Genomic DNA, 25,283 nt, shown 5'->3' on the forward strand with positions numbered 1-25,283 from the left:
GCCATGCTCGGCAGGGGCGTTACCGGGAAAGCTCCTGCCGAGCCTGGCTCGGCACGACAGGGCGCATTGCTGGGAAAGCCTCTGCCGAGCATGGCTCGGCACTACGCTCCCTCCCTTGGGCCGAAGGCCAAGGGGAGGGTTGGGGAGGGGTAAGCTCTTTGCGGACTGATGCAGTATTAGCTTCGCGGCTTACACCGCTCCTACAGGTTCACTGGGAAAGCCTCTGCCGAGCATGGCTCGGCACTACAGAGGGCATTGCTGGGAAAGCCTCTGCCGAGCATGGCTCGGCACTACAGAGGGCATTGCTGGGAAAGCCTCTGCCGAGCATGGCTCGGCACTACGCATCACGCTGTGCCAATGCGTGCCAGCAGTAGGCCGGCCAGCACCACCGCGATGGCGACCACTGCCGCCAGCGCGAGCAGCCAGCCGCGCCTGCGCTGGCGTTGGGTCGCGCTGATCGCGGCGTTGAACATGGCCACGCGCTGCTGCTCGCTGGCCGCTATGACGGCCTTGGCTTTGGCCGAGCCCTCATCGGCACCAAGCCGCCCAGCCTTGATGTCCTCGGCAATGACTTCCAACTGCTGCATCACTTCCAACTGCAGCTTCTGCAGTTCCAGTGCGGTGTGGTTGTGATTGGACAAGTGGGAACCCTCGCGGTTGGGATCAGGCAGAAGGAGACTGCAAGGCTTGCCGGATCACCCGTGACAGGATCGCCGGGTCCTCGGCCGACAGGTGCTGGCCCAGCCGGACCAGCCCCACGCCGAAGCCGGCCATCACCAGCCCCGGTATTGCTGTGGCCATCTGCAACGAGCTCTGCTGGCCAAGCTGCAGCACGCTCACAACCGTCCCCAACAGGCAGAAGCCGATCCAGAACGACAGGAACACGATGACCAGCAGCGGTGGCGCAAATACGCCCCGCAGTTCGCAGCCCTGCGTGCTGGCAACGAAGCGGCCACGGAAATGGGGTTTGAACGAGTTGCGCATGGCGCGGCGGTGATACAGCAGCACCCGGTCCGCATCCACCGAGCCGGCGATGGTGCCGGTGGCGGTGATGTTGCCGCGTGCGGTGGTCGCGCGCAGCGCCTGCACGGCCTGTTCGCGCGACAGCGGGCTGCTGTAAACGGCGGGTAGGCGTGGGAACAACCAGGTCCACAGAGACATGCGTTCTATCGTTGCCGGGCAGGACACGATAGCTGTACACGCGGGCGCTGGCTATTGCAGGCTGCTACCTGTAGCGCGCATGGCTTTCCTGATCAGGGCGGTGATCTTCTTCTCGACTTCGGGCGTAAGTTCGGCCAGCGCATACGCGGTGGCCCACATCGGGCCGTCATCCAGCATCGCGGTGTCGTTGAAACCCAGGGTGGAATAGCGCGAGCCGAATTTGCTTGCCCCCTGGAAGAACACCAGCACCTTGCCGTCGCGCGCATAGGCGGGCATTCCGTACCAGGTCTTGGGCAACAGCGACGGTGCGGTGGCGGTCACGATGGCGTGCAGGCGCCGCGCCATCTGTTGCTCGGCGGCGGGCATTTCGGCGACCTTGGCCAGCAGCTCGGCTTCGCCATCGGCCTTCAGCTTGCCGGTCTTGGCCTCGGCCTTGAGCTCGCGCGCACGCTCCTTCATCGCCGCCTGTTCTGCGGCGGTAAATCCACTGGATTTGGCTTTGGATTTGGAGTCGGGCATGGCACTGGCTCGGGCGGGCGGAGTTCGGTTTATACCGTGCGGTGAGCGGATGTGTGTGAAACGCAGGCCGGTGCTGATCAGTCAGGCTGGCCGAGTTCGCGTTCGATGCGCCGGTCCGGAATCAGCCACAGCAAGGCGGCGATGGCATACAGCGCCTGCCCCAGATGCACTTCGACAAAGCTCAGCGCGATGCCGCTGATATACAGCAGGGGCGACAACTTGCCCTTCCAGTCGCCGCCCAGCGCATGCCGCAGGCGGGAGTTCTCGCCATCGGCGACGACGATGCGCCGCTGCAGGATCCAGTAGGCAATCGCTGCCCCCAGCAGGATGCAGCCGTACAACGCAGTGGGCAGCGGCTGGGTGTTGTAGTCGTCCATCCAATGCGTGGCGAAGGGCAGCAGCGACAACCAGAACAGCAGGTGCAGGTTGGCCCACAACACGCTGCCGGTGACCTTCTGGCAGACCTGCAGCAGATGGTGGTGGTTGTTCCAATAGATGCCGACGTAGACGAAGCTCAGGATATAGCTGAGCAGGGTGGTCAGTAGCGGCCGCAGCGCGTCGAGCGAAGCACCCTCCGGTGGCCGCATCTCCAGCACCATGATGGTGATGATGATGGCCAGTACGCCGTCACTGAATGCCTCAAGTCGCCCCTTGCCCATCGTCCGCTCCTGGCGGTTTGCCGCCGCTGTCTGGGGCGAAACCTAGCACGCCGGACTGTGCTGGCGATGTGTTTGTGCTGCGGCCGGAAGGCAGGGCCGGTGGCGGCGCGGTACTGCCGGCGGCGGTGCGGCTTTCAGTGCGCCATCTGCAGGACGATCTTGCCGATATGCTGGCCGCGCTCCATCCACGCATGCGCCTGTGCGGCGCCGGCAAGCGGGAACACCTTGTCGATCAGCGGCGGGCGGATCTTGCCAGACTCGATCAGCGGCCATACCTGCTGGCGCAGCTGTTGGGCGATGACGGCCTTTTCGCCGACGCTGCGCGGGCGCAAGGTCGAGCCGCTTACCGAGGCACGCTTCTGCATCAGCGTAAGCAAGGGAAGCATGACTTCCGAGCCCTGCTGCAAGCCGATCTGGATGATGCGCCCGCGCATGTTCAGCAGCTCAAGATTCCTGGCGAAGTACGAACCGCCGATCATGTCCAGCACTACATCCACGCCCTTGCCATCCTGCAGGCTGCGCACCTGCTGGACGAAATCATGCGTGTTGTAGTTGATGGCGTGGTTTGCGCCCAGCCGCAGGCAGGCCTGGCACTTCAGCTCGCTGCCGGCGGTGACGATGACCCGCGCACCAAAAGCGTGGGCGATGGCGATGGCAGTGATGCCTATGCCGCTGCTGCCGCCATGGATGAGGATGCTTTCATCCGCGCCCAGGTTGCCGGCCATGAACAGGTTCGACCAGACGGTGAAAAATGTCTCCGGCAATGCGCTGGCTTCCAGCAGCGACAGGCGGGCAGGAATGGGCAGGCATTGCGTCGCTGGCGCGGTTGCATATTCCGCATAGCCGCCACCGGCCAACAAGGCGCAGACCTGCGCACCCACGCGTGGCCATTGCACGCCGGCTGCCGCCCGGACCACGGTGCCGGCGACTTCCAGTCCCAGTGTTTCCGACGCGCCGGGCGGCTGTGGATACAGGCCGCGCCGTTGCAGCAGGTCGGGGCGGTTGATGCCTGCGGCCGCGACGCGGATCAGTACCTCGCCGCTGCGCGGTCTCGGCGTTGGCCCGCGTGCAATTTTTAGATTGTCGGCATCGCCAGTTGCCGACAGCTGGATCAACTGCATCGTGCCGGGGATCTTCATCGTGCCTGCGACAGCCTGAGAGTCGAAGGCTTCGACAATAACGTTCGCCTCTGTTCACAGGCACGAACGTGCATATGAATTTATCTGCTGAGCGCGGGCATGTGCGGTCTGGATTGCAGTGGAACTGCCGGCCCATCGCCGGCTGGGTATGGAGGATTCCCCGAAGGATCAATACGCGCACAGCCCCGTGCAATCGGGATCACTCATGGCCTTGATGATGGTCTCGATATCCGGGCGGCTGTCAGCTGGCGCGTCGGCAAGAATGGCTGTGGCGGCCTCGACGATCTGTTGCCGCGTCGGCAATTGCAGCGCGGACGCAAATATCGGCGAACTCTCCGCCATTGCCCGCAGTACCCGCCTGCGATAGCTCGGCGCCAAGGCTTGGTTGCCTATGCTGCTCAGGTTGCCGGCATAGGAATTCACCAGACCACCACGCAGTTGGTGCAACCCGGCCAGGCGCACGGGTGTAAGTTCCTGTGGTGGCAAGTCGGCCATGAATGTTGTCAGGGGTTGGATCTGCGTGGCCAGACAGCGCAGCAGAAAGGGGTGCAGGCGTTCCAGCTCCTGCGGGAATGACATGATGTTCGCTTCCATCAACGAGACCATCTGCCTCGCGATGTCTTCTGCGGTTGCCTGGGGGGCAACATGTTCCTTCAATCCCGATAACGCATAGGCCATCGAGACGCGGTTGGCCTGCCCGCATATTTCCATCAGCTGGCCGATGTTGCCGGCGTCGTAAACCTGTGATTCCAGGAACCGATCACTGTCGGAAAGGACTTCAAGCAGTGCACGCGTCTCAGGCTCGGTGATGCGGGGCATATCCCCCTTGGCGGCGCTCTGTGCGATGCGCTCCTGCATCTTTGCACCGGCCTCCATGTAGGCGGCGTGGGGGTTTGCTGGTACTTGCCCGATGGCCTGCGACGCAGCAAGGCTGAGGCAGGCGGTGGTAAGGCAGGTGAGCAGGGACTTCATGTCAGGTAGGTCCAGAAGGTGGCGGCGACAGATGACTGCGGCCGGTGCCGAGCGGCCGCAGCGATAGCCCGGCGGTGCGGCGTGATGCGAAACCAGAAGCCCGGCGGATGCCGGGCTTCTGCTGATCGCGAGTGTTGGCCGATCGATTACTCGATCGGCTGTTCCAGCATCAGCTGCCGGGCGAAGCGCACCGGCGGCGCGCCGTAGGACAGGATCTGGTCGTGGTAGGCCTTCAGGTTGAAGTTGGCGCCCTGCTTGTCCTGCACTGCCTTGCGGGTGTCGAAGTGCTCCTGCGCACCGACGAAGTAGGTCGGCAGCTGGGCCGAGGTGAGCTGTGCGCGCACCCACTTGCCCGAGGCTTCGCTTTCCTGCTGGAAGGCGTCGTGGATCATCAGGTGCATCGCCTGCTCACGCGTCCAGTTGTCCACGTGCACGCCCTGGTCAAGGATGGCGTTGGAGATGGTGCGCAGGTAGAACTTCAGCTGCACCAGGTGGAACAGCGGGTCGTTATCCAGGTAACCCTGTTCCTGCATCATGCGCTCGGTGTACACCGCCCAGCCTTCGGCAAACAGGCCCGAGCGAAGCACCGCACGCAGCGTCGACGGGAACTTGCCCGAATGCCAACCTTCCAGGTAATGGCCCGGGGTGCCTTCGTGGATGGACAGCAGGTGGATCATGCGGCTGTTGTATTCGCGCAGGAAGGAATCCACCTGCTTGTCGTTCCAGTCGTCCGGAATCGGCGAGACCGCGTAGAAGGTCTTCAGGTTCTTGTCCAGCGGGCCCGGCGAGTCGCAATAGGCCACGGCCACACCGCGCTGGAATTCCGGCATCAGGATGATGTCGACCGGCGCGTCGGGCAGGGTCATCAGGTCGTGCTTGCGCACGAACTCGGTGGACTGGTCCAGTGCCGCCTTGGCATCGTCCACGACTTTGTCGCGGGCCGGCTTGTCGGCATAGGCCAGTTCCAGTGCGGCTTCGATCGCCTTCTGCTGCTGGTCATCGGTCGGGTTGGCCGGCATTTCCGGCGCGCCCGGCTTGTCCTTCAGCACCACCTGGGCGATGCCGTACATGTCCTTGCGCACACGGCTCAGTTCGGCGCGGGCGCGCTCGCCGATCTCGGCGCGCGACAGCGAGGAGTTGAGCGAGAACTTGAGCTTCTGGTCGTACTTTTCCGCGCCGATGCGGAACTCGCCCTTGGCGTTGGGCACCAGGGTCTTGTCCAGCCAGGTCTGCTGTTCTTCCACCGCCTTGGTGAGGTTGGCGATGGCGGTCTTCAGGCGCTCCTGGTCAGCGGCTTCAAGTTGGCCGATGTTCGGCACGATGAAGGTTTCAACCAGGCTGAGGATGCCGCGGTTCTGCTTGGACACGGTCTCGGCATGGATCTTCGGCACGCGAGCCGGGTCGAGGTTGGCGCGGGCCGCGGCGAAGATCTGCGGGATCTGCTCGATGCGCGCGGTGGCCGACTTCAGGCGTTCGGGCAGCGGTGCGAACTCACGCGCCATCAGGCCATAGATGGCGCTGCCGGCCAGTCCGTTATAGACCTGCGGGTCCCACTTCCAGGACTGCATGGTTTCGTTGGACCAGATGTCGGACTGCAGCTGGTTGCGCAGGATCGCGGCATCCACCTGGTTCTCGCGGCCGAGCTTGCTGACGTCGAGCTTGTCCAGTTCGGCGAGCAGGGCCTTGCTGGCCTCCAGGCTCTTCTGCTGGCCGGCGGCGCTGAGGTCATCGAGCTGGCTGTCGTAGCGGTGGTCACCGATCTGGGTAGCGCTGACTGGGGACAGCTGCATCCAGGTGTCCAGTGCCTTCTTCGACAGCTCGGCGAACTGGGCGTCGGCCTGGGCTTGGCCAGCCTGCTCGGTGGAGGTGGACGGAGCGGTCGGGGCCTCGCCGCTCTGGCAGCCGGCAAGGCTGGCGAGCAGGGCGGCGGCGAGCAGGTGCTTGCGCATCGGTGATCCTGTTACTGAGGGAATCGACGAGCATAGGCGGAGCCGGCCGTTGCCGCACATGCCGTTGGTTGGTGGCAGCTTGCCGACCCGGGCGGTTGGGCAGCGCCGAACCCTGCGCCAGGTGGACGCAGCGCCACCGCAAAATCGGCTCAAATTCATGTAGCCCGGGTAAGCGCAGCGCACCCGGGGAGGTGGCCCGGTGCAGGAACTACAACCCCGGGTGCGCTGCGCTTACCCGGGCTACAGCGCCCTGCACAAAAATTTAGCCTTCGTATTCAGCCATGTCGTTATGCTGCCGCCACTCCATTCCGGAAACAGGGAAGCATGAAGCAATTGCACGGAAGTACCTTGGTCTTGGCACTGGGCGCGCTGCTGGCGCTGGCAGGCTGCGCCAAGCACGAGATGTCGGCCGAAAGCGCGGCCGTTGCCGCCGATGCGGTGCAGTCGCCAGAGGGCGCCTTCCTGGCCTACGAGCACACGGTGCAGCTGCAGCTGCCGGGCAAGGAGATTGCCCCGCGGGTGAAGGCGGTGGCCGATGCCTGCCAAAGCGCGAAGTACGGTGACTGTGCGGTGCTCAACGTCTCCCAGCAGGGCGGCGATACGCCGAGCGGCCTGATCAAGGTGCGCGTCGCGCCCAAGGGCGTGGAGCCGCTGATCGCGCTGGCCAGTGACAAGGGCGAGGTGACCACGCGCAATACCGAGGCCGAGGATCTGGCGCAGCAGGTTGCCGATACCCAGCTGATGCAGGACCGGCTCAAGGCCGAGCATGCGCGGCTGATCGAGTACCAGCAGCGCCGCGATCTGGCGGTGGCGGACCTGCTGACGATTTCGCAGCGTCTGTCGGAGATCGAAGCCGGTCTGCAGCAGGCCAACCGTGATTCGGCGCAGCAACACCGTCGCATCGATACGCAGCTGGTGACGATCAACATCGAATCCACCAACAGCCAGCGCAACCGCAGCGAGATCGGTCAGGCGTTCGGCGACTTCGGTGAGATCTTCACCACCAGTCTGGCGTATGTGATCCGCATTGCCGCCGGATTGTTGCCTGTGCTGCTGGTCGGCGGCATGCTGGCGTGGTTGCTGCGGCTGTGGTGGCGCCGCCGCAAGAAGAAGTAATCCTCGGCTTTGTGGGAGCAGCGTAAGCCGCGAAGCCGATGACCTGAAACGGTGTCAGCTTCGCGGCTGACGCCGCTCCCACAAGGGCCTGCATCAGCCGTGCAGATGCAGCTCCGGAATGCGCTTCTCATGCGCGGCAAACAGTTCCTGGAACTCTTCCTCGTTGAACTCATCGGGCAGATAGACCGCCACCTGGCTGCTGACGCCATTGGCATCCACCCGCTCGCGCGGACCCGCGCGCAATGACACTTCGCGATCCTTCCAGGTAGCGACCCACGGGGTTTCATCCCATTGCGTCACTTCGGCGTTGTCTGCATCCCAGATAACAACAATCGTAAACATGGCGTCTCAACTCTTCAGAGGGCGGTGTTCGCTGGTGATGACTGCACCTTCGCTCATCACCTTGGTGACAGGTGTACGGCTGGCAACATCCAATAACCGGTCCCATTGTTCGCGGCTCAGCGCGCCGGTCGCGGAAAGAATGCGATGCACCTGCAGCTTACCGGCTTCATCGCGGCTGGATGTAAGCTCGGCGTTGAGTTGCCCCAGCTCCCAGCCTTTTTTCTCTGCATACATGCGCAGGGTAATGGCGGTACAGGCGGCCAGTGATGCGAGGTACAGATCGAACGGTGCCATCCCCGCATCCTTGCCGCCCAGGCGCGGCGGCTCGTCGGCCAGCAGCGTATGCAGGCCGTTGCTGATGCGATGGGCGTAGTTGTCGGCGGTTGACTCGATGGTGACCTGGGCCATGGCGAATTCCTGTGCAATGAGCCATCAAAGTAACTGCAGATCGCCGATGGCGGTAGTTGCTGTTTATTGCCCTCATTGTCCCACTGCCTGAACGATGACGGTTTGAAAGAGACGCGCCGAAAGTCAGCCCGTAACCACCGCCGTGGCATTGCTGTGCCGGGCTGCCAGCGCATCTTCCAACACCTGCGCAACGGCGGTCGTCAGCATCTTGGGGGCGATGAAGTGGCGATGCACGGGGTCGACGACTGCCATGTACAGGTGCCCGAATGGGTTGTAGCAACGCACGCGTGTGGACAGGCTGAAAACGATCTGGTCGTGCTGGCGACGCACCGCGACACAGGAGCGGAACTGCAGGTGGCGATCATCGGCCCCCAGCAACACCTGCTGCGCGTCTGCACTGCCGGCGCTGGCCAATACCGGGAAGCGCTGTGCAAAGCGTTGCCCGGGTGTGTCGTTCAGCAGCGACGAAACCGGACAACCCAGCGGCGATGTGCGCAGCCGAAGTGGACGCGCCAGCAAGTTGCGCAGACGCATCAGGCCGCTGATGCTGCTGGCGGGTTGGTTCATGAAGGCTGTCAGCAGCAGTACCAGCAACTGCTCGGTGCCAATGGCAGGAAGCCAACGCTGATCGATCTGCAGTTGCACACAGTCCTGGTGATGGTAGTGCGGCAGTTGCGCGGCCAGCAGTGAATCGTCCGGCAGCGCGCGCAGGCTGCGTGCCTGCAGTGGCGGCAGTCCGTGGCGGGCACTGCCGGAGCGTGGAAAGCGCTGCAGCAGCGCCTGCCGCAGCCGGCCGACATGGTGGCGAAGCGGTGTGCAGGCTGCAGCTGCCCAGGCATGGCCGGGAAGTGGATCGAAGCCGAGCATGTGGGTTGGTACTGCCGGACTGTAGGGCGTGGCGTGCCGCAGTGTGTGCCGCAAGGCTTCGGGCATCAGCTCGGTCAGGCTGGCAAGATCGGCGTCGCCGCGCATGACCTGCGCATGCAAGTCCTTATCCAGTGCGCCGCCGGTTTCGTCGGGGTGACAGGACACCGCGAACAACGCCGGGTGCCTGCCATTGCCATGCAGTGGCTGGAACTGATGCCAGGTATTGGCAGCCATGCGCACGGTGAACAGGCAATCTGCAGGCACTTCGACATGCTGCAGACCGGCGAGCGCTGCTTCGGTGCTGCCCAGGCGCGTATCGGCGGGGATGAAACGCAGACGCGCGCCACCGCTGCCACTGATTGCGGTGAACAGACGTGGTGCCGCATGCCGGTGGAAAGGATGGCCGTTGCCACCGACGGAGAACGTATACAGCGCAGCAGGGTCGCCTGCGTCCAGGTCAGGTGCGGACAGCCGTGCGGAGGGCTCATCCAGGGCGTCATTGAAGTGCGGGTGGCGGGCCTGCAATGCACCGGCACTCAGTGCCAGGGAGTCGCCAGCGCCTACGCCCAGTTGTGTCAGCAGCGTGACTTCCACTACACGACGGCCATCGGCGGTGGTGATTGATGCATGGGGGAAACTGCGTTCACGGCGGCTGCGACTGCGGTCCATGCGGGGCCTCGGTGTGCTCAGGTAGCGGGCTTGGTCTTGCGCTTGGCGTTGCTTCGCGATTCGCGCTGCAACGGGCCGGCCGTTGGGCAAACCTCGAAGGCGAAGCGGCTCAAGGTATTGACAAGGTTGTCTGGGGTAAGCCGGTAGAAAACAAACTGGCCGCGACGCTCGCTGATGACCAGGCCAGCGGCCGCAAGAACGGAGAGATGGCGCGAGATGGCCGGTGCGCTCATCGCGAAGCGCTGACCGATTTCTCCGGCGGTGAGTTCCTGCGCCGACAGATAGGCCAGAATCTCCCGGCGTGGGCGCGAGGCAAGGGCTTCAAAAATCTGGTCGGCAGGCATGGTAAATCAATTAACTAATTCGTTAATTAATTAATTGCATGAATAACCCGCCACGTCAAGCGACACAAATGTAGTGCCGAGCCATGCTCGGCAGAGGGATTACCGGTAAAGCCCCTGCCGAGCATGGCTCGGCACTACAGGTACGGTGGCCGGCTTACTTGATGATCCGCACCGGCAGCGGAATGTTGCACAGGTCGATATGGCCAGCCGCGCGCTTGTAGAAGCCGTCGACGCGATTGCGGCGCGCTTCCACCGCATCGGCGAAGGTCTTGGAATCGGTGCGCAGCACCTGCAGTTTCACCCGTTGTGCTTCCGGCAACTCGCTGGCCAGGGTGATCGCCTTGATCGGCGTGCGCTGCGCGGCGTCCTCATAGAAGCCCATCGGCTCGGGTCCACGCGTGATCGTGCTGAGCAGCTCCATGCCCTTGAGCACGCGACCAACCAGGGTGATGTTGCGGTCCAGCTGGCGTGGTGATTGGCCGGTAACCACATAAAGCTCGGCGCCCAGGCTGCTGTCTTCATCATTGTTGCGGCCTGCGCCGACGGCGCCGTAGCAATGCGCCAACCAGGCGTTCTGGCCATCACTGCCCACAGCGAAGTCGCCGACAAAACCGGTCTTGGCGGCCCAGCCATCGCGGTCGGGCAGGGCAGTGAATTCCAGGCCGGCAACGGGGCGCTGGAACTCCGCCGGCAGATGGGATTTGGCGCTGCCCATCGACTTGGCCTTGGCCGCATCGTCGGCATCGGCATCGCCGAACTGGACGACGAAGTTGTCCTGCGAGCGGTAGATGCTCAGGCCATCCCAGAAGTGCTGCTTGGCCAGGGTGCGGATATTGCCTGCGTGTTCGGGCGCGAACTGGGGCGCCAGTTCGATGATGACGCGGCCGCCTTCCAGGTCCATGTACACGGTGTTTTCGGCGGCCGGGGTGTGCCAGTCACTGGCCGGCGCGGCGTCGATGATCTCCTGCGCGCTGCGGTACTTGGCGGGGGCGTCAGCGGCCAGCAGCGGCAGCGGGGACAGCGACAGGGCCAGCGCGAGCAGGCAGGGACGTAGCGTCATCGGGCGCATTCCAGTTGGGTGTGGCCTGATTCTGCGCGATTGCGCAGCGTGCCTGCCAGCGCCATGACGGCGGTGGGGGTGACTACCGGCACATTCGCTATAGCGAACTAAACACTAGTGTTTGCTTCAGGCTAGTCGGCAGGAGTGAAGGCCATGACTGAATTGGATGCGCATCTGCGCAAGTTCCAGAAGGAATTGAGCACAGGCACGGTGTCGCTGGCATTGCTGGCGGTGTTGGCCAAGGCCCCAGAGCCGCTGTACGGCTATCTGATCGCCAAGGAGCTGGAGCGGGTTGGCGATGGGGTGCTGAGCGGCAAGCAGAGCGCGCTGTACCCGGTACTGCGCAACCTGGAGGGCGCCGGCCTGCTGGAGAGTTATGTCGAGCCATCGGTGGCGGGACCACCGCGGCGCTACTACCGCATCAATGACGACGGTCGCGCCGCGTTGCGGCAATGGATCGCTGCCTGGAACGCCACCCGCGACTCGGTCGAGTCGGTACTGGAAGGAATCAAGTGATGAATACCGAATACAACGCACGAGCGCTGCCCACGACCATCCCCGAGTACCTGGAGCAACTGCGTGCTGCCTTGGCTGGCGCGGACCCGGCAATGATCCAGGATGCGCTGTACGACGCCGAGGAGTACCTGCGTTCGGAGCTGGCCGAACAGCCGGGCAAGGGCGAGGCCGAAGTGATTGCCGGGGTAGCCGGCAGCTATGGCGCACCCGAGGAAGTTGCGGAGATCTACCGCGAGACCGAAGTGACGGTGAACCGTGCCTTGCGCACGCCGCGTCCAGCGGCGCGGCCGGCTCCTGCGCCTGAAGCGGCGGCAGCACAGTCCGCTGACTCGTCTGCGGAGCCCCTCGCAGCTGCGCCGCTTCGCGAGCCTGCGCCACGCTCCCTGGTAGCGCGTTTCTTCGGTGTGGCGATGGACCCGCATACCTATGGCGCGCTGTTCTACATGCTGTTGTCACTCGCCACCGGCACGTTCTTCTTCACCTGGGTGGTGACCGGTTTGTCACTGTCGGTATCGCTGCTGATCCTGATCATCGGCATCCCGATCCTGCTGTTGTTTCTGGGCTCGGTGCGGGTGTTGTCGCTGGTCGAAGGGCGCCTCATCGAAACCATGCTGGGTGTGCGCATGCCGCGCCGCCCGGCCTATACGGACCGGAGCCAGGGTTGGCTGCAGCGCATCGGTGCGATGTTCTCGGATGGGCGCACCTGGCTGACGATGCTGTACTTCGTGCTGATGCTGCCGCTGGGGATTCTGTACTTCACCCTGGCAGTAACCTTGCTGTCGACGTCGTTGGCGCTGGTATTCGCACCGCTGGTGGCATTGCTGACAAATTTGCCGGTTGGGATATGGATCGACGGCGTCAATGTCGGCACTCCGTTCTGGATGTGGCCGGTGTCGGTGGGTGCAGGCGTGTTGCTGCTTTTCGGCACCCTGCATCTGGCGCACGGTATCGGCAAGCTGCACGGGGCGATGGCCAAGCATCTGCTGGTGCGGCTGTAAGCAAGCTGCAGTGAGTGAATGCAGACGAGGGCGCCGCCGGCGCCCTCGTTTTTTTGTAGTGCCGAGCCATGCTCGGCAGAGGCCTTCCCGGTAACGCCCCTGCCGAGCATGGCTCGGCACTACCGGTGCCAGCCCCTCTCCCGTTTACGGGAGAGGGGTTGGGGTGAGGGCGGCTTTTTGGGCGTTACCGGTAAGGCCCCTGCCGAGCATGGCTCGGCGCTACGGCTTGTCAGCGTTGGGCGCGGCGGCGCAGCGGGGTGACGTTGCTGCTGGCTTTCTTTGGTTTCTTTGCCGCTGGCTGCGTGGACTGGGCGCTGAAGAAGTCGCGCATCTTCGGGTACACCACTTCGCGCCAGCGGCGGCCGCTGAAGATGCCGTAATGGCCGGCGCCTTCTACGATGAAATGGTCGCGGCGCGAGGCCGGGATACCGGTGCACAGTGCCTGCGCGGCTTCGGTCTGGCCGAGCCCGGCGATGTCGTCCAGCTCGCCTTCGATGCTAAGCAGGGCGGTGTCGCGGATTGCCGACGGGTCGACGTGCTCACCGCGCACATACCACTCGCCGCGCGGCAGCAGGAACTCCTGGAACACCACGCGGATGGTGTCCAGATAGAACTGCGCCGGCATGTCCAGCACTGCGTTGTATTCGTCGTAGAAACGGCGATGCGCGTTGGCATCGTCCAGATCGCCCTTGACCAGGTCGGTATAGAAATCCCAGTGCGACATCAGATGGCGGCTGGGGTTCATCGACATGAAACCAGCGTGCTGCAGGAAGCCCGGATAGACGCGGCGGCCCTGGCCCGGATACGGCGCCGGAATGGTGTGGATGACGTTGTTCTCGAACCACGACATCGGATTGCGAGTGGCCAGATTATTGACCGCGGTCGGGCTGCAACGGGCATCGATCGGGCCGCCCATCATCACCAGCGAACGCGGCGTGGCTTCGCCACGGCTGGCCATCAACGACACCGCAGCAAGTACCGGCACAGTCGGCTGGCAGACGCTGACCACGTGCACGTTGTCGGCGCCGAGGTGGCGGATGAGCTCCTGCACGTATTCGATGTAGTCGTCCAGGCCGAACTCGCCCTGTTCCACCGGCACCATGCGCGCATCGACCCAGTCGGTGACGTAGACGCGGTGGTCGCGCAGCAGGGTGCGCACGGTATCGCGCAGCAGCGTGGCGTGGTGGCCGGACAGCGGCGCCACCACCAGCACGATGGGCTGTGCCAGCAGGGCTTCGACCTTGGAGGTTTCGTTGCTGTGGCGCTTGAAGCGCAGCAACTTGCAGAACGGCTTTTCGACCTCGGTCAGCTGGGCGATAGGCACGATCTCGCCATCAAGTTCCAGCTCGTGGATGCCCCATTCGGGCTTCTCATAATCCTTGCCGAGGCGGTGGAACAGCTCGTTCATCGCCGCAAAGCGATCAGCGCCCGGCATCGACGACCACCAGTGGCCCGAATTATTGAAGAACGCCGCATTGGCCTGCGCCTGGTGAACCCAGGGCGCAAGCAGATTGCGGGTCAATTCATGCAGTTGATAAAGCATGACGTCCCAATATGTACAGTCATATGATGCTGTGCAGCATAGCGCACTATCGCAGAGCGGGCGTTAAGCAGGTATCGGCCTTTAGTCGGAGCTTTCCAGGGCGGCGATGTCCTCGCTGAACGCCGGCGCCAGCCAGCAATGCGAGCCGACCGCGCGGAAGCCCACCTCGCGCAGCTGCCGCCTGTACCAGCGGGCAGGGCGCTGCTGGAAACCTTCATGGTCGCCATGGAACTCGTCCTCGGCGGTGAACAGCTCCAGGAAGGCGACCCCGCCGCACAGCTCGGCCAGACCGGGCAGGCCTTGGCGCAGCTCACGGTTTGGCACGTAATGGATCACGTCCGAGCAGACCAGCAGGTCCACCGGCGCGCAGGGCCGCAGCCATTGGAAGTCGCCGAACCTGGCCAGGTGCAGGTTGCGGGTACGGCCATAGCGGCGCACCGCATACTCGCTGCTGTCAAAGCCCATGTACTGCAGCTTGGGCCGCAGCTTCAGCAGGGGCGCGCGCCAGGCCGCTTCGCCGGCGCCGATATCGAGCACGCTGCGGATCGGGCGCTCCAGGTAATACTCGGCCGCGGCCACGGCCAATTGCACCTTGCGCGCCAGGCGCGCCGGGCCGCCGATATCGTCGCGGCGGTACCAGCGTTGGAAGTAGTCGGCGTCGTACTGCTTGTCCTGCATGTGCGTGTCTTGTGCGGATGGGCGAAAATGGCGCTCATCCTACGCCGCCGATGGAGCCAGCGCATGCAGTCGTACTTTTGGGTAAAAACCTTCCACCTTGTTTTCGTGGTGGCGTGGATGGCGGCGGTGTTCTACCTGCCGCGGATCCTGGTCAACATCGCCGAGGCGGCGGGCCAGCCGCCGGTGGTGGAGCGCCTGCAGTTGATGGGCAAACGCCTGTATCGCTTCGGCCACGTGATGTTCGGCATTGCCTTCATTCTGGGGCTGGTGCTGTGGCTGGGCTACAAGGTGCTGCCGGAGTTCCCGACCATGGTGGCGCCGGGCGCTGCCGGTTGGCTGCATGCCAAGCTGGGCCTGGTGGTGCTGCTGCTGGTGTATTTCACCTTCACCGGCCGCTGGTTGAAGGGGACCATCAAGGGCAAGGCCTTGCCGTCCTCGGGCGCGCTGCGCTGGTTCAATGAGCTGCCGCTGGTGCTGTTCATTGCGATTGTGTATCTGGTGCTGGCCAAGCCTTTCTGAGTTTTTTTGGGGGGCTGCGAAGATCAAAAACACCCCTCCCAACCCTCCCCTTGGCTGCGCCAAAGGGAGGGCTCAAGCTCTGCCCCCTCCCTTGCGCGTAGCGCAGGGGAGGGTTGGGGAGGGGTAGGCTTCAAGCGCTACCGCCCCCGCAATGCCTCTGCGAACTGCGCATAGGCAAACACATCGTTGTGAGCGGCCTCCGCGATGGTTACTTCCTGCGCCACGCCGGGCTGGAATTGCTGCAGCAACCGCAACGAACTCGCATTCGGAATCACTTCGTCCCTGCCGGCGATGATCAGCGTGGTGGGCGCGCTGATCCGCGCTGCGTGACGCCATGAATCGTAGTGATCGCGTAACAGCAGGCGCACCGGGAAGGCCGGGAACATGCGCGCAGCCAAGCCGCCGATGCTGTCGTAAGGCGTGATCAAGACCAGGCGTTGAACGGGGCGCGCAGCAGCGAGTTGTACGGCGACGCCCGAGCCCAGGCTGCGGCCAACCACGACAATGTCGTTTGCTTGGGCGTTGCTGGTGCCGTCATAGAGCGCGAACGCATCGCCAACAAGTGTGGCTTCGGTCGGTGAGCCGCTGCTGCCACCATAGCTGCGGTAGTGCATGGCATGGATGGCGGCTGCGGGAAATGCCTGCTGCAACATAGGCAGCGCCTGCGAGACGTCTTCGGCGTTGCCGCCGAAATACAGTACGAGCTGGGTGCTGTGCTGTCGGTTGCTGGACACGATGATGTCCGCATCGCCGCGTGGCAGGGTCCAGTGCGGTACATCGGCAGTGCGCGGTGCCGGGTGGTAAAGCATGCCGCGTGCATTGAAGGCGAGCAAGGCGCAGGTGATCAGGTACGTGCTGGCAAGCAGGCTGATGACGATCAACAGGATTTTCAGGCTGGTGATCATGCTGCTTGACCTCGCCGGGGAGGGGGGAAGGCAGGTGATGCGGTCCGTTTGCCTATCGCGTCGCCACAATCCGATGCCAGCGCGCAGGCGCCGGAGACGTTTGTAGGAGCGGCGTCAGCCGCGAAGCAAGTACATCATCAGATGGCATGGGTGCCAAGGGCTTTGGTAGGGTCAGCTTCGCGGCTGACGCCGCTCCCACAAGCCAACAGGAGGGCTCAGCCCGCCGGCGCCAGCTGCCGTAGTTCCTTGCGTGCGGCATCGATCCAGGTGCGTTGCGCCTGCTGGTAATAGCGTGGCGAGGTTTCGGCACGGTCGAGGATGTTCTGCAGCTGCTTGGCAGCATCATCGTCGCGGCCGGCGCGTTTGAGCAGCAGGGCATAGCGCAGGCGTGCTTCCTCACCCGGGTAGCCACCGATCAGTGCTTCGTACTCGTGCACGGCAGCCGCGATGTCAGCACTGTCTTCCACCGTGCGTGCGTACAGCAGGTGGCCGTCATGCGAGCGGAAACTGGGATTGGCGGCGATCAGCGCTTCAAGCGTTCTGCGCGCCTGTGCTGGCTGTTGCAGGCCGTACTGGGCTTGGGCCAGGCCCAGCATCAGGTCGGGGTCTTCGCGGTGCAGCCCGCGCAAGGCACCTTCGTACAAAGCCGCGGCCTCGGCGTATTCGCCACGGCCCAGGTGTTCCTGGGCCAGGCGCATGCGGTTGTCGGGTGTATCGGATACGCGCAGGCGCTGGCCAGCCGCACGCTTGCTGCGCTGCGGGTCGATCTGGTCGCGGACCTGGCGCAGGCCGCGGCGTGCGCTGGGGTTGTTGCGCAGCTCAGGCAGTACTTCGGCGATGAAATAAATCAGCACCGCCAGGTACGAAAAGACCAGCAGGATGAAAACCCAGTACAGCGGCCGCCCGGTGCGCACGACGTGTACGCAGCAGGCAACCTGCAGGACCAACGAAAGCAGAATGATCGGACTCATCCCTGTGTCCCCGATGTGGAAGCGGCTCAGGCCGCTTCGTAGGCACCGTAGCTGCGCAGGCGGGTATAGCGCCGTGCCAGCAGTTCCTCGACCGACAGCTTCTCCAGCATGTCCAGCTCATTGAGCAGCACGGCTTTCAAACGCTTGCCCATCTGGGTCGGGTTGCGATGCGCGCCGCCGATCGGCTCGCGGATCACCTTGTCGACCAGGCCCAGGCTCTTCAGGCGCGGGGCGGTCATGCCCAGCTGTTCGGCGGCATCCTTGGCCTTGCCGGCGTCCTTCCACAGGATGGAGGCGCAGCCTTCCGGGCTGATGGTCGAGTAGACGCTGTATTCCAGCATCAGGGTACGGTCGCCCACGCCCAGTGCCAGCGCGCCGCCGGAGCCGCCTTCGCCGATCACGGTGCAGATCACCGGCACCTTCAGCTCGGCCATTTCCATCAGGTTGCGGGCAATGGCTTCGGACTGGCCGCGCTCTTCGGCATCGATACCCGGCCAGGCGCCGGCGGTGTCGATCAGGGTCAGCACCGGCAGGCCGAAGCGCTCGGCCATCTTCATCAGGCGCAGCGCCTTGCGGTAACCCTCGGGCTTGGGCATGCCGAAGTTGCGGCGGACCTTTTCCTTGGTGTCGCGGCCTTTCTGGTGGCCGATCAGCATCACCGAGCGGCCGCCGATACGGGCCAGGCCGCCAACAATGGCCTTGTCGTCGGAGAAGGCGCGGTCGCCGGCCAGTTCCTGGAACTCATCGCAGAAGATGCGGATGTAGTCGAGCGGGTAGGGGCGCGACGGGTGGCGGGCCACCTGCAGCACCTGCCACGAGGACAGGTTGCGGAAGATCTGGGCAGTACGCAGGCGCAGCTTGTCTTCCAACGCCTTGACCTCGGCATCGACATTGACCGCCGGCCCAGCGCTGGCATTGCGCAGGTCCTTGATCTTGGATTCCAGATCGGCGATGGGTTGCTCGAAATCGAGGTAATTCGGATTCATCGGAAACCGTCAGCAATGAAAGGGGGGAAGTGTAGCCGAACGCGCCGTATCAACCCGTACGCGTCCGTCCGGACAATCAGTTGGCCCAAGGCGGGCTGTACTTGACCTTGACCCGGCGTACGGCCGGATCTTCACGCAGGGCGTCCAGCAGTTTGGGCGTGACCCGTACCGAGCCGCTGCTACCCAGGTCCAGCATGCCGGCGATGCTGCCCGGCTTGCCGTTGAGCAGCAGGTCCAGCCGCAACGGCGTGCGGCCGGGGCGGTGCGCCGCCAGCAGCGCGTCGATACGCTGCCAGATCGGGCCGCCACGGCCATCGACGCGCATCGACAAGCGCAGGGCGTGGTCGGCGCAGAGCTGCTCGTAGTCCCAGCACTGGCGCATGCGTAGGGCATAGCCGCCATTGAACTCGTCCTCGCGCAGGCCGCCCTTGACCACCAGGATGCGGTCCTTGGTCATCAGATGGCCAAACTCGGCCAAGCCATCGGAGAACGCGCTGCATTCAACCCGGCCCTTGCCGTCTTCCAGCGTCACAAAGACCTGGCTGTCGCCCTTGCGGCGTACACCAATGACCATGCCGGCCAGGATCACCGGGGATTCCTGGCGCCAGGCACGCTTCTCGCCGTCCTTGGAGGGGAAGGCTGGTGCAATCAGCTTGTCCAGGCCGCCGAGGTCGGTGCCGACCAGTTCCTTGACGTCATCGGCATACGGGTCGAACGGGTGGCCGCTGAGATAGAAGCCCAGCGTTTCGCGCTCGCCGTTGAGCAGCTGTGCCAGCGGCCATTCCTTGCTCTCGGGCAGGTCAAGCTGGCTGGCGGTGGTGACCGGGTCCGGTGCGCCGAACAGCGAGTTCTGCCCGGAGGCTTTTTCGCGCGCGATCTGCTCGGTGGCCTTGATCACCTCCGGCAGCTGCAAGGCCAGGGTTGCGCGGTTCTTGCCGACGCCGTCGAAGGCGCCGCAGTTGATCATGGCTTCCAGCGTGCGCCGGTTGAGCTTGCCCGACTCCACGCGCGCGCAGAAATCCAGCAGTGAGGCATATTCGCCGCCGCGCTCGCGTTGTTCGACCACGGCTTCGCACGCGCCCTGGCCGACGCCCTTGATCGCACCCAAGCCGTAGCGGATGGTGTCGGCGTTGGCCGCCTCGAACATATAGGCCGAGTCGTTGACGCGCGGCGGCAGCACGGTCAGGCCGAGGTTCTTCACCTCGGCCAGGAAGCCCACCACCTTGTCGGTGTTGTCCATGTCCGAGGACAGCGTCGCGGCCATGAACTCGGCCGGGTAATGACGCTTGAGCCAGGCGGTCTGGTAGCTGACCAGTGCGTAGGCCGCAGCATGCGACTTGTTGAAACCGTAGCCGGCGAACTTCTCCATCAGGTCGAAGATTTCGTCGGCCTTGGGGCCGTCGACGCCGCCGGTGGCCGCACCTTCGCGGAAGATCTCGCGGTGCTTGGCCATCTCCGCCGGCACCTTCTTGCCCATCGCACGGCGCAACAGATCGGCGCCGCCCAGCGAGTAGTTGCCGACGATCTGTGCCATCTGCATCACCTGCTCCTGGTACACCATGATGCCGTAGGTGTCTTTCAGGATGGCTTCGGTGCGCGGATCGGGATAGATGATTTCTTCCTGGCCGTGCTTACGCGCGTTGAAGGAGGGAATCAGGTCCATCGGGCCGGGACGGTACAGCGACACCAGCGCAATCAGGTCTTCGAAGCGGTCGGGCCGCGCGTCCTTCAGCAGGCGGCGCATGCCCGAGGATTCGAACTGGAACACTGCACCGGTATTACCGTTGGCGAAGATGTCCTTGTAAGTCGGGGCATCGTCGAGCGGGATGTGGGCGATATCGACCGGCGGAATGCCGGCGCGCTCGTGGCGCTTGTTGATCGCCTTCACCGCCCAATCAATGATGGTCAGCGTGCGCAGGCCGAGGAAGTCGAACTTCACCAGGCCCACTTCTTCGACGTCGTTCTTGTCGAACTGGGTGACTGGATTGCGGCCGATGCCGCCTTCGTCATGTTCGGCGTACAGCGGGCAGAACTCGCTCAGCGGCTCCGGCCCGATCACCACGCCGCCGGCATGCTTGCCGGCGTTGCGGGTCAGGTCTTCCAGCTGCAGGGCCAGATCGATCAGGTCGCGGACGTCGTCTTCGGATTCGTAGCGCTGGATCAGCTCGGCCGAGGCCATTTCCGAATTCGCGCCTTCCTTGCCCTTGCCCAGTGCATCCTTCAGGTGGATGCCCAGGATGTTGGGAATCAGCTTGGAAACGCCATCGACCAGGCCGTACGGGAAGCCCAGCACGCGGCCGGTATCACGCACCACTGCCTTGGCCGCCATGGTGCCGTAGGTGATGATCTGGCTGACGCGCTCGCGGCCGTACTTGCGCGCGACGTAGTCGATCACCTCGTCGCGGCGGTCCATGCAGAAGTCGATGTCGAAGTCGGGCATCGACACGCGTTCGGGGTTGAGGAAGCGCTCGAACAGCAGGTTGTAGGGCAGCGGGTCCAGATCGGTGATCTTCAGCGCCCAGGCCACCAGCGAGCCAGCACCGGAACCACGGCCGGGGCCGATCGGAATGCCCTGGTTCTTGCCCCACTGGATGAAGTCGGCAACGATCAGGAAGTAGCCGGGGAAGCCCATCTTGATGATGGTGTCGAGCTCGAACTCCAACCGCGCGTTGTAATCCTCGCGGGTCATGCCGGCCGCCAGCGGGTGCACCTGCAGGCGTTCTTCCAGGCCGTCGCGCGAGATCTTCTGGATCCAGGTGTCCAGGGTCTGATCGTCGGGCACCGGGTAGTTGGGCAGGAAGTAAGTGCCCAGCCGCATCTCGACGTTGCAGCGCTCGGCCAGCGCCAGCGTGTTGTCGATGGCGTCGGGGATGTCGGCGAACAGCTCGCACATCTGTTCCGGCGTTTTCAGGTATTGCTCGCGGCTGTACTCGCGCGGCCGTTTGGGGTCGTCGAGCACGCGGCCGGTGGAAATACAGACGCGCGCTTCGTGCGCCTCGAAATCATTGGGCGACAGGAAGCGCACATCGTTGCTGGCAATCACCGGCAAGCCACGTTGGCCGGCAGCCATCAGCGCGAACTGGTTGAAGGCTTCTTCACCATCGCGCTTGGTGCGGGTCAGTTCCAGATGCAGGCCATCGCCGAATACGCGCTGCCAGTCGGCGAGCTGCTGCTCGGCCAGATCGTGGCGGCCCTCGGCGGCCAGGCGCCCGGCCAGGCTGTGGCGGCCGGCCAGTGCAAACAGGTTCTTGCAGCCGTCCTTCAGCCATTGCGGATGCACGGCGACGCCGCCTTCGTTGCGGTGGCCTTCCATCCACGCGCGGGTCAGCAGCCGCGACAGGCTCAGATAGCCTTCGCGGTCGCGGCACAGCAAGGTCATGCGCCAGGGGTCCTGGCCTTCCTCAGCAATGAGCAGGTCGGCACCGGCGATGGGCTTGATGCCCACGCCTTCGGCGGCCTTGTAGAACTTGACCAGCGCGAACAGGTTGTTCAGGTCGGTGACCGCCAGCGCAGGCGCCTTCATTTCGACCGAACGGCTGAGCAGGTTGGGTTGCTTGGCCTTCTTCGGATCAGCCTGATCCGGTTTGGCGGGCACGCGGATGGTGGAGTCCACCATCGAGAATTCGGTGTGGACGTGGAGATGGACGAAACGGGAAGAAGTAGACATGCGGGGCCAGAGTTATGCCGATGCAGGGTAGCGACGGGGGCGGGGTGGGGCAAGGCTTGACATGCCCCGCCGCGCTCGCCGGCCCGGCGCCTGGCCCCTGCCAGCAGGCCGCCAGCCTTGCGCCGGCGTTGGCGGCAGTGCCGGCAACGCCCGGCCCGTGGGGCCCCAGCATGCGCGCGGTCGTTCTGGCTGGGGCCGGAGGGTGTTGCGGTCAGTGGATGCGGAAGTAGGTAAACGGTTCAGGTGCATAGCTGCCTTCACGGACCCTGCGCTGGTGCTCATGCAGCCGGGCTTCGATCTCACGCAGCTCCAGCCAGCTGCTGCGGTTGAAGGTGATCGCATCGTCGCTGCGGCCCTGGCGTTCGGCCTCCAGGTGGCGCAGGCGCTGGTAGTCGACGAAGTTGGCGACCTCGGTGGCCAGTTTCGGCCAGGCGGTGTCGATCACGATGGCCAGGTCCAGATGGCCTACGCCCGGGACGGTGTCGGGGATCAGTTGCCGGCTGGCATGAAGATAGGCAACCACCAGCTTGAGTTCGCGGCTGATATCGGCGTTGGGCTCCCAGTCGCGGTCCTGCAGCAGCTGTTCCAGCAGATGGGCGTGCCGTATCCGCTGCTGGATGCACGGCGACGGCACGTCGCCTGAGGCAACGTCGTTCAGGCTGCGGGCGGCGGTGGCCAGCTGGTCGGTCTGCAGCGGCGGTTGCGCGCGGCCCAGCAGCGCCAGGAAGCCGTTGAAGTATTCGACTTCACGCGGAACCAACAAATAGTCGTTGACGTGATTGCGGCGGTGCGGGACGCCGGACGGGAACCGGTCCAATACCTGCGGCAGCGGAAGGCGGGAGTCGGGGATGGCGTACATGGTGTTGCTCCTGCGGGGGGAGGGGCGTCCGTGAAGGTGGGACGCAGCGCCAGCATCCGCTTGGGCGTAGCATTGGTCATGATGGCAGGCGGAGCCTTCAGACAGTCATTGCGCTGGTTTCTGAGGAATTCATGAGGGCTTGCCGATGGGTGCGGTCGAAGACCCTGGTGACACAGGTCAATTGCTCCATCGCTATCGTTTTGACGGCATCGTGGTGGACACGGTGGCGCATACGCTCAGCCGTGACGGCAAGTTCCTGTCGGTGGAGCCCAAAGCGTTCGCGGTGTTGTTGCTGCTGCTTCGTCACGCCGATGAATTGCTGGTGCGCGACCAACTGCTTGATGCGGTCTGGGGCCACCGACATGTCACTCCGGGCGTACTGACCCGGGCCATCGCCCAGTTGCGTTCCGCGCTGGATGACCATTCGCACGAGCCGCGCTACATCCAGACCCAACATGGCTTGGGCTATCGCTTCATCGGCACCTTGCTGCCGCCGGAGCCAGCCGCTGTCGAAGCCTCGGCTGCGCCGCCGGTCGCCGATTCAGATGTGGCCGGTGCCGACGCCACGACTGAGTTGAATGCGGAGGCCACCGCCGAAGCGGACCCGCCGCGCGAACCGTTGCCACGGCACCGGTTTCTGCAATGGTGGCGGGAGGCACCGCGGCTGTCGTTGCCGACGTGGCTGCGGTCGCGGGCATTGCTGATCGGCGCCGGCTTGCTGTTGCTGATGCTGCTGGTCGCTGCAGTTTGGTGGTGGAGCCGCAGTCCGGTGGTGGCCGGTGCTTCCATCGCGGTCATGCCATTCAGCAGCCTCAGCGATGATGCGGCCGATCGCTATTTTGCCGACGATCGCTATTTTGCCGATGGGCTGGCGGTGGAGATGCACGATGCGCTGACCAATGTGCCCGGCTTGAAAGTGGCAGCGCGGCAGCTCACCGCCGCGGGCAATGGCGACGCCGAAGGCGACGATGTGCGGCGGATCGGGCAGCGGCTGGGAGTGGCGACCTTGCTCGATGCGAGTGTGCGCCGCGAGGGTGGGCGGGTAAGGATCAGTGCGCGGCTGTCCGATACGAATACCGGTTTCACCCTGTGGGCGGAAACCTATGATCGCCAGATCAATGATGTGTTCGCGCTGCAGGGCGAGATAGCCAACAAGGTGGTGCACGCCTTGCTGGGTCATCTGCCGGGGAAAACATCCGGGATCGCCCAGCGGCTTACCCCGACCAACGACGTCAACGCCTACGACGCCTATCTGCGTGGGCTGGCGTTGTTGCAACGCCCCGTTGGCGAGGCCGGCAATGAGCGGGCAATGGCGGCGTTTACCCAGGCGTTGGCGATCGACCCGCATTTTGCGCGAGCGCAGGCCGGCATCTGCCGCGCGCAGATCGCGCGCCTGGAAGGGGTCAGCGACGCGGAGGCGTTTACCCGCGCGCGACAGGCCTGCGCGCGGGCGCAGGCAATGGACCCGGATCTGCGCGAGGTAAGCCTGGCGATGGCGGAAATCGCCCGGGTCAGTGGCCAGAACGAACAAGCGCTGCGGCTTTACCAGCAGGTCATCGACGACCCGGCACTGCGCGCCGATGGGCTGGTCGGGCAGGCCCGCACCTATGCCGCGCTCGGCCAGGAGAAACAGGCCCTGCAGGCCTTCCAGCAGGCGATCGCGGCGCGGCCCAGCGATGCGCAGATCTTCCGCCTGCTCGGCTACCACCATTGGCTGCGCGGCGATGTGCCCAAGGCGATAGATGCGTTTGTCACCGCCACCGTGCTGCAGCCGGAGGACAGTCGCTTGTGGGGCAGCCTGGGCGGCTTGTATCTGGCCCAGGGCGACACCGTGCAGGCCGGGCACGCGTTCAACATGTCCTTGTCTATCGAGCCCAATGCCGGTGCGTTGACCAACCTCGGCACGATGAAATTCGATCATGGCGAGTACGCACTCGCCGCTGAACTGTTCCAGCAGGCAACCATGCTGGAGCCGGAAGACTATCTGCACTGGGGCAATCTGGCCGATGCGTTGGCCGCTGCGCCGGCTACCGCTGCGCAGGCGCAGGCGCCCTATCTGCGCGCGGCGCATCTGGCCCAGCAATACGTGGATGTGCGCCGCGACGATGCCTACGCGCTGGCGGTGCTGTCCTGGTACCGGGCCAATCTTGGCGAACGTGCGCGCGCGCTGGCCGATCTGCAGGCGGCGCGTACGCTGGGCACGCAGACAGCCGAGGTCGCGCTGTGGTGTGCGCAGACACTGACCCTGCTCGGCGACCGGCCTGGCGCGCATGGCTGTGTTGAGACCGCGTTGAAGCAGGGCATTCCGCAACAGCGCATCGATGCACTGCTGTCATTGCAGCGCTATGCGGCGGTAGGCAATGGAGAGCGGCGGGAGTGAACCGGTTTTTCCTGTCCGGGGCGGCGGACCTCATCGAGGAGTTGTCGTCATGAACT

At 64.4% G+C, this 25,283-nt stretch carries 24 protein-coding genes; 5 read left to right on the forward strand and 19 right to left on the reverse strand.

All coding sequences use genetic code 11. From position 1 onward, the window contains the following. Nucleotides 1–344 precede the first annotated feature (344 nt). The 7 genes from ABE493_RS14235 to ABE493_RS14265 all read right to left on the reverse strand — a co-directional run bounded on the left by ABE493_RS14235 (nucleotide 345) and on the right by ABE493_RS14265 (nucleotide 6,399). Nucleotides 345–641, reverse strand: a complete 297-nt coding sequence (locus ABE493_RS14235; protein ID WP_346499570.1) for a hypothetical protein — start codon at nucleotides 639–641, stop codon at nucleotides 345–347. A 22-nt stretch (nucleotides 642–663) separates the two neighbouring features. Then, on the reverse strand, nucleotides 664–1,161 hold the full coding sequence (locus ABE493_RS14240) for a hypothetical protein (RefSeq protein WP_346499571.1): 498 nt from the start codon (nucleotides 1,159–1,161) through the stop codon (nucleotides 664–666). A 51-nt stretch (nucleotides 1,162–1,212) separates the two neighbouring features. Then, entirely contained in the window at nucleotides 1,213–1,680 is a 468-nt protein-coding gene (locus tag ABE493_RS14245; RefSeq protein WP_346499572.1) for an iron chaperone, read from the reverse strand. 77 nt (nucleotides 1,681–1,757) lie between these two features. Next, nucleotides 1,758–2,339, reverse strand: a complete 582-nt coding sequence (locus ABE493_RS14250; RefSeq protein WP_346499573.1) for a TMEM175 family protein — start codon at nucleotides 2,337–2,339, stop codon at nucleotides 1,758–1,760. 134 nt (nucleotides 2,340–2,473) lie between these two features. Continuing rightward, nucleotides 2,474–3,478 carry an NAD(P)H-quinone oxidoreductase gene (locus ABE493_RS14255; protein WP_346499574.1) on the reverse strand — a complete coding sequence of 335 codons (1,005 nt, stop codon included), beginning with the start codon at nucleotides 3,476–3,478 and terminating at the stop codon, nucleotides 2,474–2,476. Between the two features lie 168 nt (nucleotides 3,479–3,646). Then, nucleotides 3,647–4,450 (reverse strand): hypothetical protein, encoded by an 804-nt coding sequence (locus ABE493_RS14260; protein WP_346499575.1) that lies wholly within the window; start codon nucleotides 4,448–4,450, stop codon nucleotides 3,647–3,649. Between the two features lie 146 nt (nucleotides 4,451–4,596). Beyond that, the gene (locus ABE493_RS14265; RefSeq protein WP_346499576.1) at nucleotides 4,597–6,399 is read right to left on the reverse strand and encodes a DUF885 domain-containing protein; all 1,803 of its coding nucleotides are present in this window, start codon (nucleotides 6,397–6,399) and stop codon (nucleotides 4,597–4,599) included. 324 nt (nucleotides 6,400–6,723) lie between these two features. Between ABE493_RS14265 and ABE493_RS14270 the strand changes: the two genes are divergently transcribed. After that, the gene (locus ABE493_RS14270) at nucleotides 6,724–7,515 is read left to right on the forward strand and encodes a DUF4349 domain-containing protein (RefSeq protein WP_346499577.1); all 792 of its coding nucleotides are present in this window, start codon (nucleotides 6,724–6,726) and stop codon (nucleotides 7,513–7,515) included. A 93-nt stretch (nucleotides 7,516–7,608) separates the two neighbouring features. Here the strand turns inward: ABE493_RS14270 and ABE493_RS14275 are convergent, their stop codons facing one another. The 5 genes from ABE493_RS14275 to ABE493_RS14295 all read right to left on the reverse strand — a co-directional run bounded on the left by ABE493_RS14275 (nucleotide 7,609) and on the right by ABE493_RS14295 (nucleotide 11,205). Then, nucleotides 7,609–7,857, reverse strand: a complete 249-nt coding sequence (locus tag ABE493_RS14275; RefSeq protein WP_346499578.1) for a hypothetical protein — start codon at nucleotides 7,855–7,857, stop codon at nucleotides 7,609–7,611. A gap of 6 nt (nucleotides 7,858–7,863) precedes the next feature. Next, nucleotides 7,864–8,265 carry an OsmC family protein gene (locus ABE493_RS14280; RefSeq protein WP_346499579.1) on the reverse strand — a complete coding sequence of 134 codons (402 nt, stop codon included), beginning with the start codon at nucleotides 8,263–8,265 and terminating at the stop codon, nucleotides 7,864–7,866. A 123-nt stretch (nucleotides 8,266–8,388) separates the two neighbouring features. After that, nucleotides 8,389–9,801, reverse strand: coding sequence for a DUF2867 domain-containing protein (locus ABE493_RS14285; protein WP_346499580.1), 1,413 nt, complete (start codon nucleotides 9,799–9,801; stop codon nucleotides 8,389–8,391). A gap of 17 nt (nucleotides 9,802–9,818) precedes the next feature. Continuing rightward, nucleotides 9,819–10,145: a metalloregulator ArsR/SmtB family transcription factor gene (locus ABE493_RS14290; protein WP_057628515.1), complete on the reverse strand. Its 327-nt coding sequence runs from the start codon at nucleotides 10,143–10,145 to the stop codon at nucleotides 9,819–9,821. Between the two features lie 154 nt (nucleotides 10,146–10,299). Next, nucleotides 10,300–11,205, reverse strand: coding sequence for a peptidylprolyl isomerase (locus ABE493_RS14295; protein ID WP_346499581.1), 906 nt, complete (start codon nucleotides 11,203–11,205; stop codon nucleotides 10,300–10,302). A gap of 153 nt (nucleotides 11,206–11,358) precedes the next feature. On the opposite strand from ABE493_RS14295, the gene ABE493_RS14300 reads away from it, so the two are divergent. Both ABE493_RS14300 and ABE493_RS14305 read left to right on the forward strand, forming a co-directional pair. After that, complete coding sequence (locus tag ABE493_RS14300; protein ID WP_346499582.1) at nucleotides 11,359–11,721, forward strand: PadR family transcriptional regulator; 363 nt, start codon at nucleotides 11,359–11,361, stop codon at nucleotides 11,719–11,721. After that, on the forward strand, nucleotides 11,721–12,719 hold the full coding sequence (locus ABE493_RS14305; RefSeq protein ID WP_346499583.1) for a sensor domain-containing protein: 999 nt from the start codon (nucleotides 11,721–11,723) through the stop codon (nucleotides 12,717–12,719). Before ABE493_RS14300 ends, ABE493_RS14305 begins: the two co-directional genes overlap by 1 nt. A gap of 229 nt (nucleotides 12,720–12,948) precedes the next feature. Here the strand turns inward: ABE493_RS14305 and ABE493_RS14310 are convergent, their stop codons facing one another. Beyond that, nucleotides 12,949–14,262: a polyhydroxyalkanoate depolymerase gene (locus ABE493_RS14310; RefSeq protein ID WP_430980790.1), complete on the reverse strand. Its 1,314-nt coding sequence runs from the start codon at nucleotides 14,260–14,262 to the stop codon at nucleotides 12,949–12,951. 81 nt (nucleotides 14,263–14,343) lie between these two features. After that, nucleotides 14,344–14,940 carry a class I SAM-dependent DNA methyltransferase gene (locus tag ABE493_RS14315; protein ID WP_346499584.1) on the reverse strand — a complete coding sequence of 199 codons (597 nt, stop codon included), beginning with the start codon at nucleotides 14,938–14,940 and terminating at the stop codon, nucleotides 14,344–14,346. A 63-nt stretch (nucleotides 14,941–15,003) separates the two neighbouring features. Between ABE493_RS14315 and ABE493_RS14320 the strand changes: the two genes are divergently transcribed. Next, nucleotides 15,004–15,459 (forward strand): CopD family protein, encoded by a 456-nt coding sequence (locus tag ABE493_RS14320; protein ID WP_346499585.1) that lies wholly within the window; start codon nucleotides 15,004–15,006, stop codon nucleotides 15,457–15,459. A gap of 137 nt (nucleotides 15,460–15,596) precedes the next feature. On the opposite strand, the gene ABE493_RS14325 is transcribed toward ABE493_RS14320, so the two are convergent. The 5 genes from ABE493_RS14325 to ABE493_RS14345 all read right to left on the reverse strand — a co-directional run bounded on the left by ABE493_RS14325 (nucleotide 15,597) and on the right by ABE493_RS14345 (nucleotide 22,847). Further along, the gene (locus ABE493_RS14325) at nucleotides 15,597–16,364 is read right to left on the reverse strand and encodes an alpha/beta hydrolase (RefSeq protein WP_346499586.1); all 768 of its coding nucleotides are present in this window, start codon (nucleotides 16,362–16,364) and stop codon (nucleotides 15,597–15,599) included. 215 nt (nucleotides 16,365–16,579) lie between these two features. Then, the gene (locus ABE493_RS14330) at nucleotides 16,580–17,335 is read right to left on the reverse strand and encodes a tetratricopeptide repeat protein (RefSeq protein ID WP_346499587.1); all 756 of its coding nucleotides are present in this window, start codon (nucleotides 17,333–17,335) and stop codon (nucleotides 16,580–16,582) included. Nucleotides 17,336–17,361: 26 nt separating this feature from the next. Further along, the gene (locus tag ABE493_RS14335; protein WP_346499588.1) at nucleotides 17,362–18,321 is read right to left on the reverse strand and encodes an acetyl-CoA carboxylase carboxyltransferase subunit alpha; all 960 of its coding nucleotides are present in this window, start codon (nucleotides 18,319–18,321) and stop codon (nucleotides 17,362–17,364) included. Nucleotides 18,322–18,397: 76 nt separating this feature from the next. Continuing rightward, nucleotides 18,398–21,988 (reverse strand): DNA polymerase III subunit alpha, encoded by a 3,591-nt coding sequence (dnaE, locus tag ABE493_RS14340; protein WP_346499589.1) that lies wholly within the window; start codon nucleotides 21,986–21,988, stop codon nucleotides 18,398–18,400. 211 nt (nucleotides 21,989–22,199) lie between these two features. After that, nucleotides 22,200–22,847, reverse strand: a complete 648-nt coding sequence (locus ABE493_RS14345) for a hypothetical protein (RefSeq protein WP_346499590.1) — start codon at nucleotides 22,845–22,847, stop codon at nucleotides 22,200–22,202. A gap of 145 nt (nucleotides 22,848–22,992) precedes the next feature. Here ABE493_RS14345 and ABE493_RS14350 point away from each other — a divergent pair, with 145 nt between their 5' ends. Next, complete coding sequence (locus tag ABE493_RS14350; RefSeq protein ID WP_346499591.1) at nucleotides 22,993–25,227, forward strand: winged helix-turn-helix domain-containing tetratricopeptide repeat protein; 2,235 nt, start codon at nucleotides 22,993–22,995, stop codon at nucleotides 25,225–25,227. The last annotated feature ends 56 nt before the right edge of the window (nucleotides 25,228–25,283 follow it).

The sequence above is a fragment of the Stenotrophomonas terrae genome, assembly GCF_039674165.1.
GTDB lineage: Bacteria > Pseudomonadota > Gammaproteobacteria > Xanthomonadales > Xanthomonadaceae > Stenotrophomonas > Stenotrophomonas terrae_A.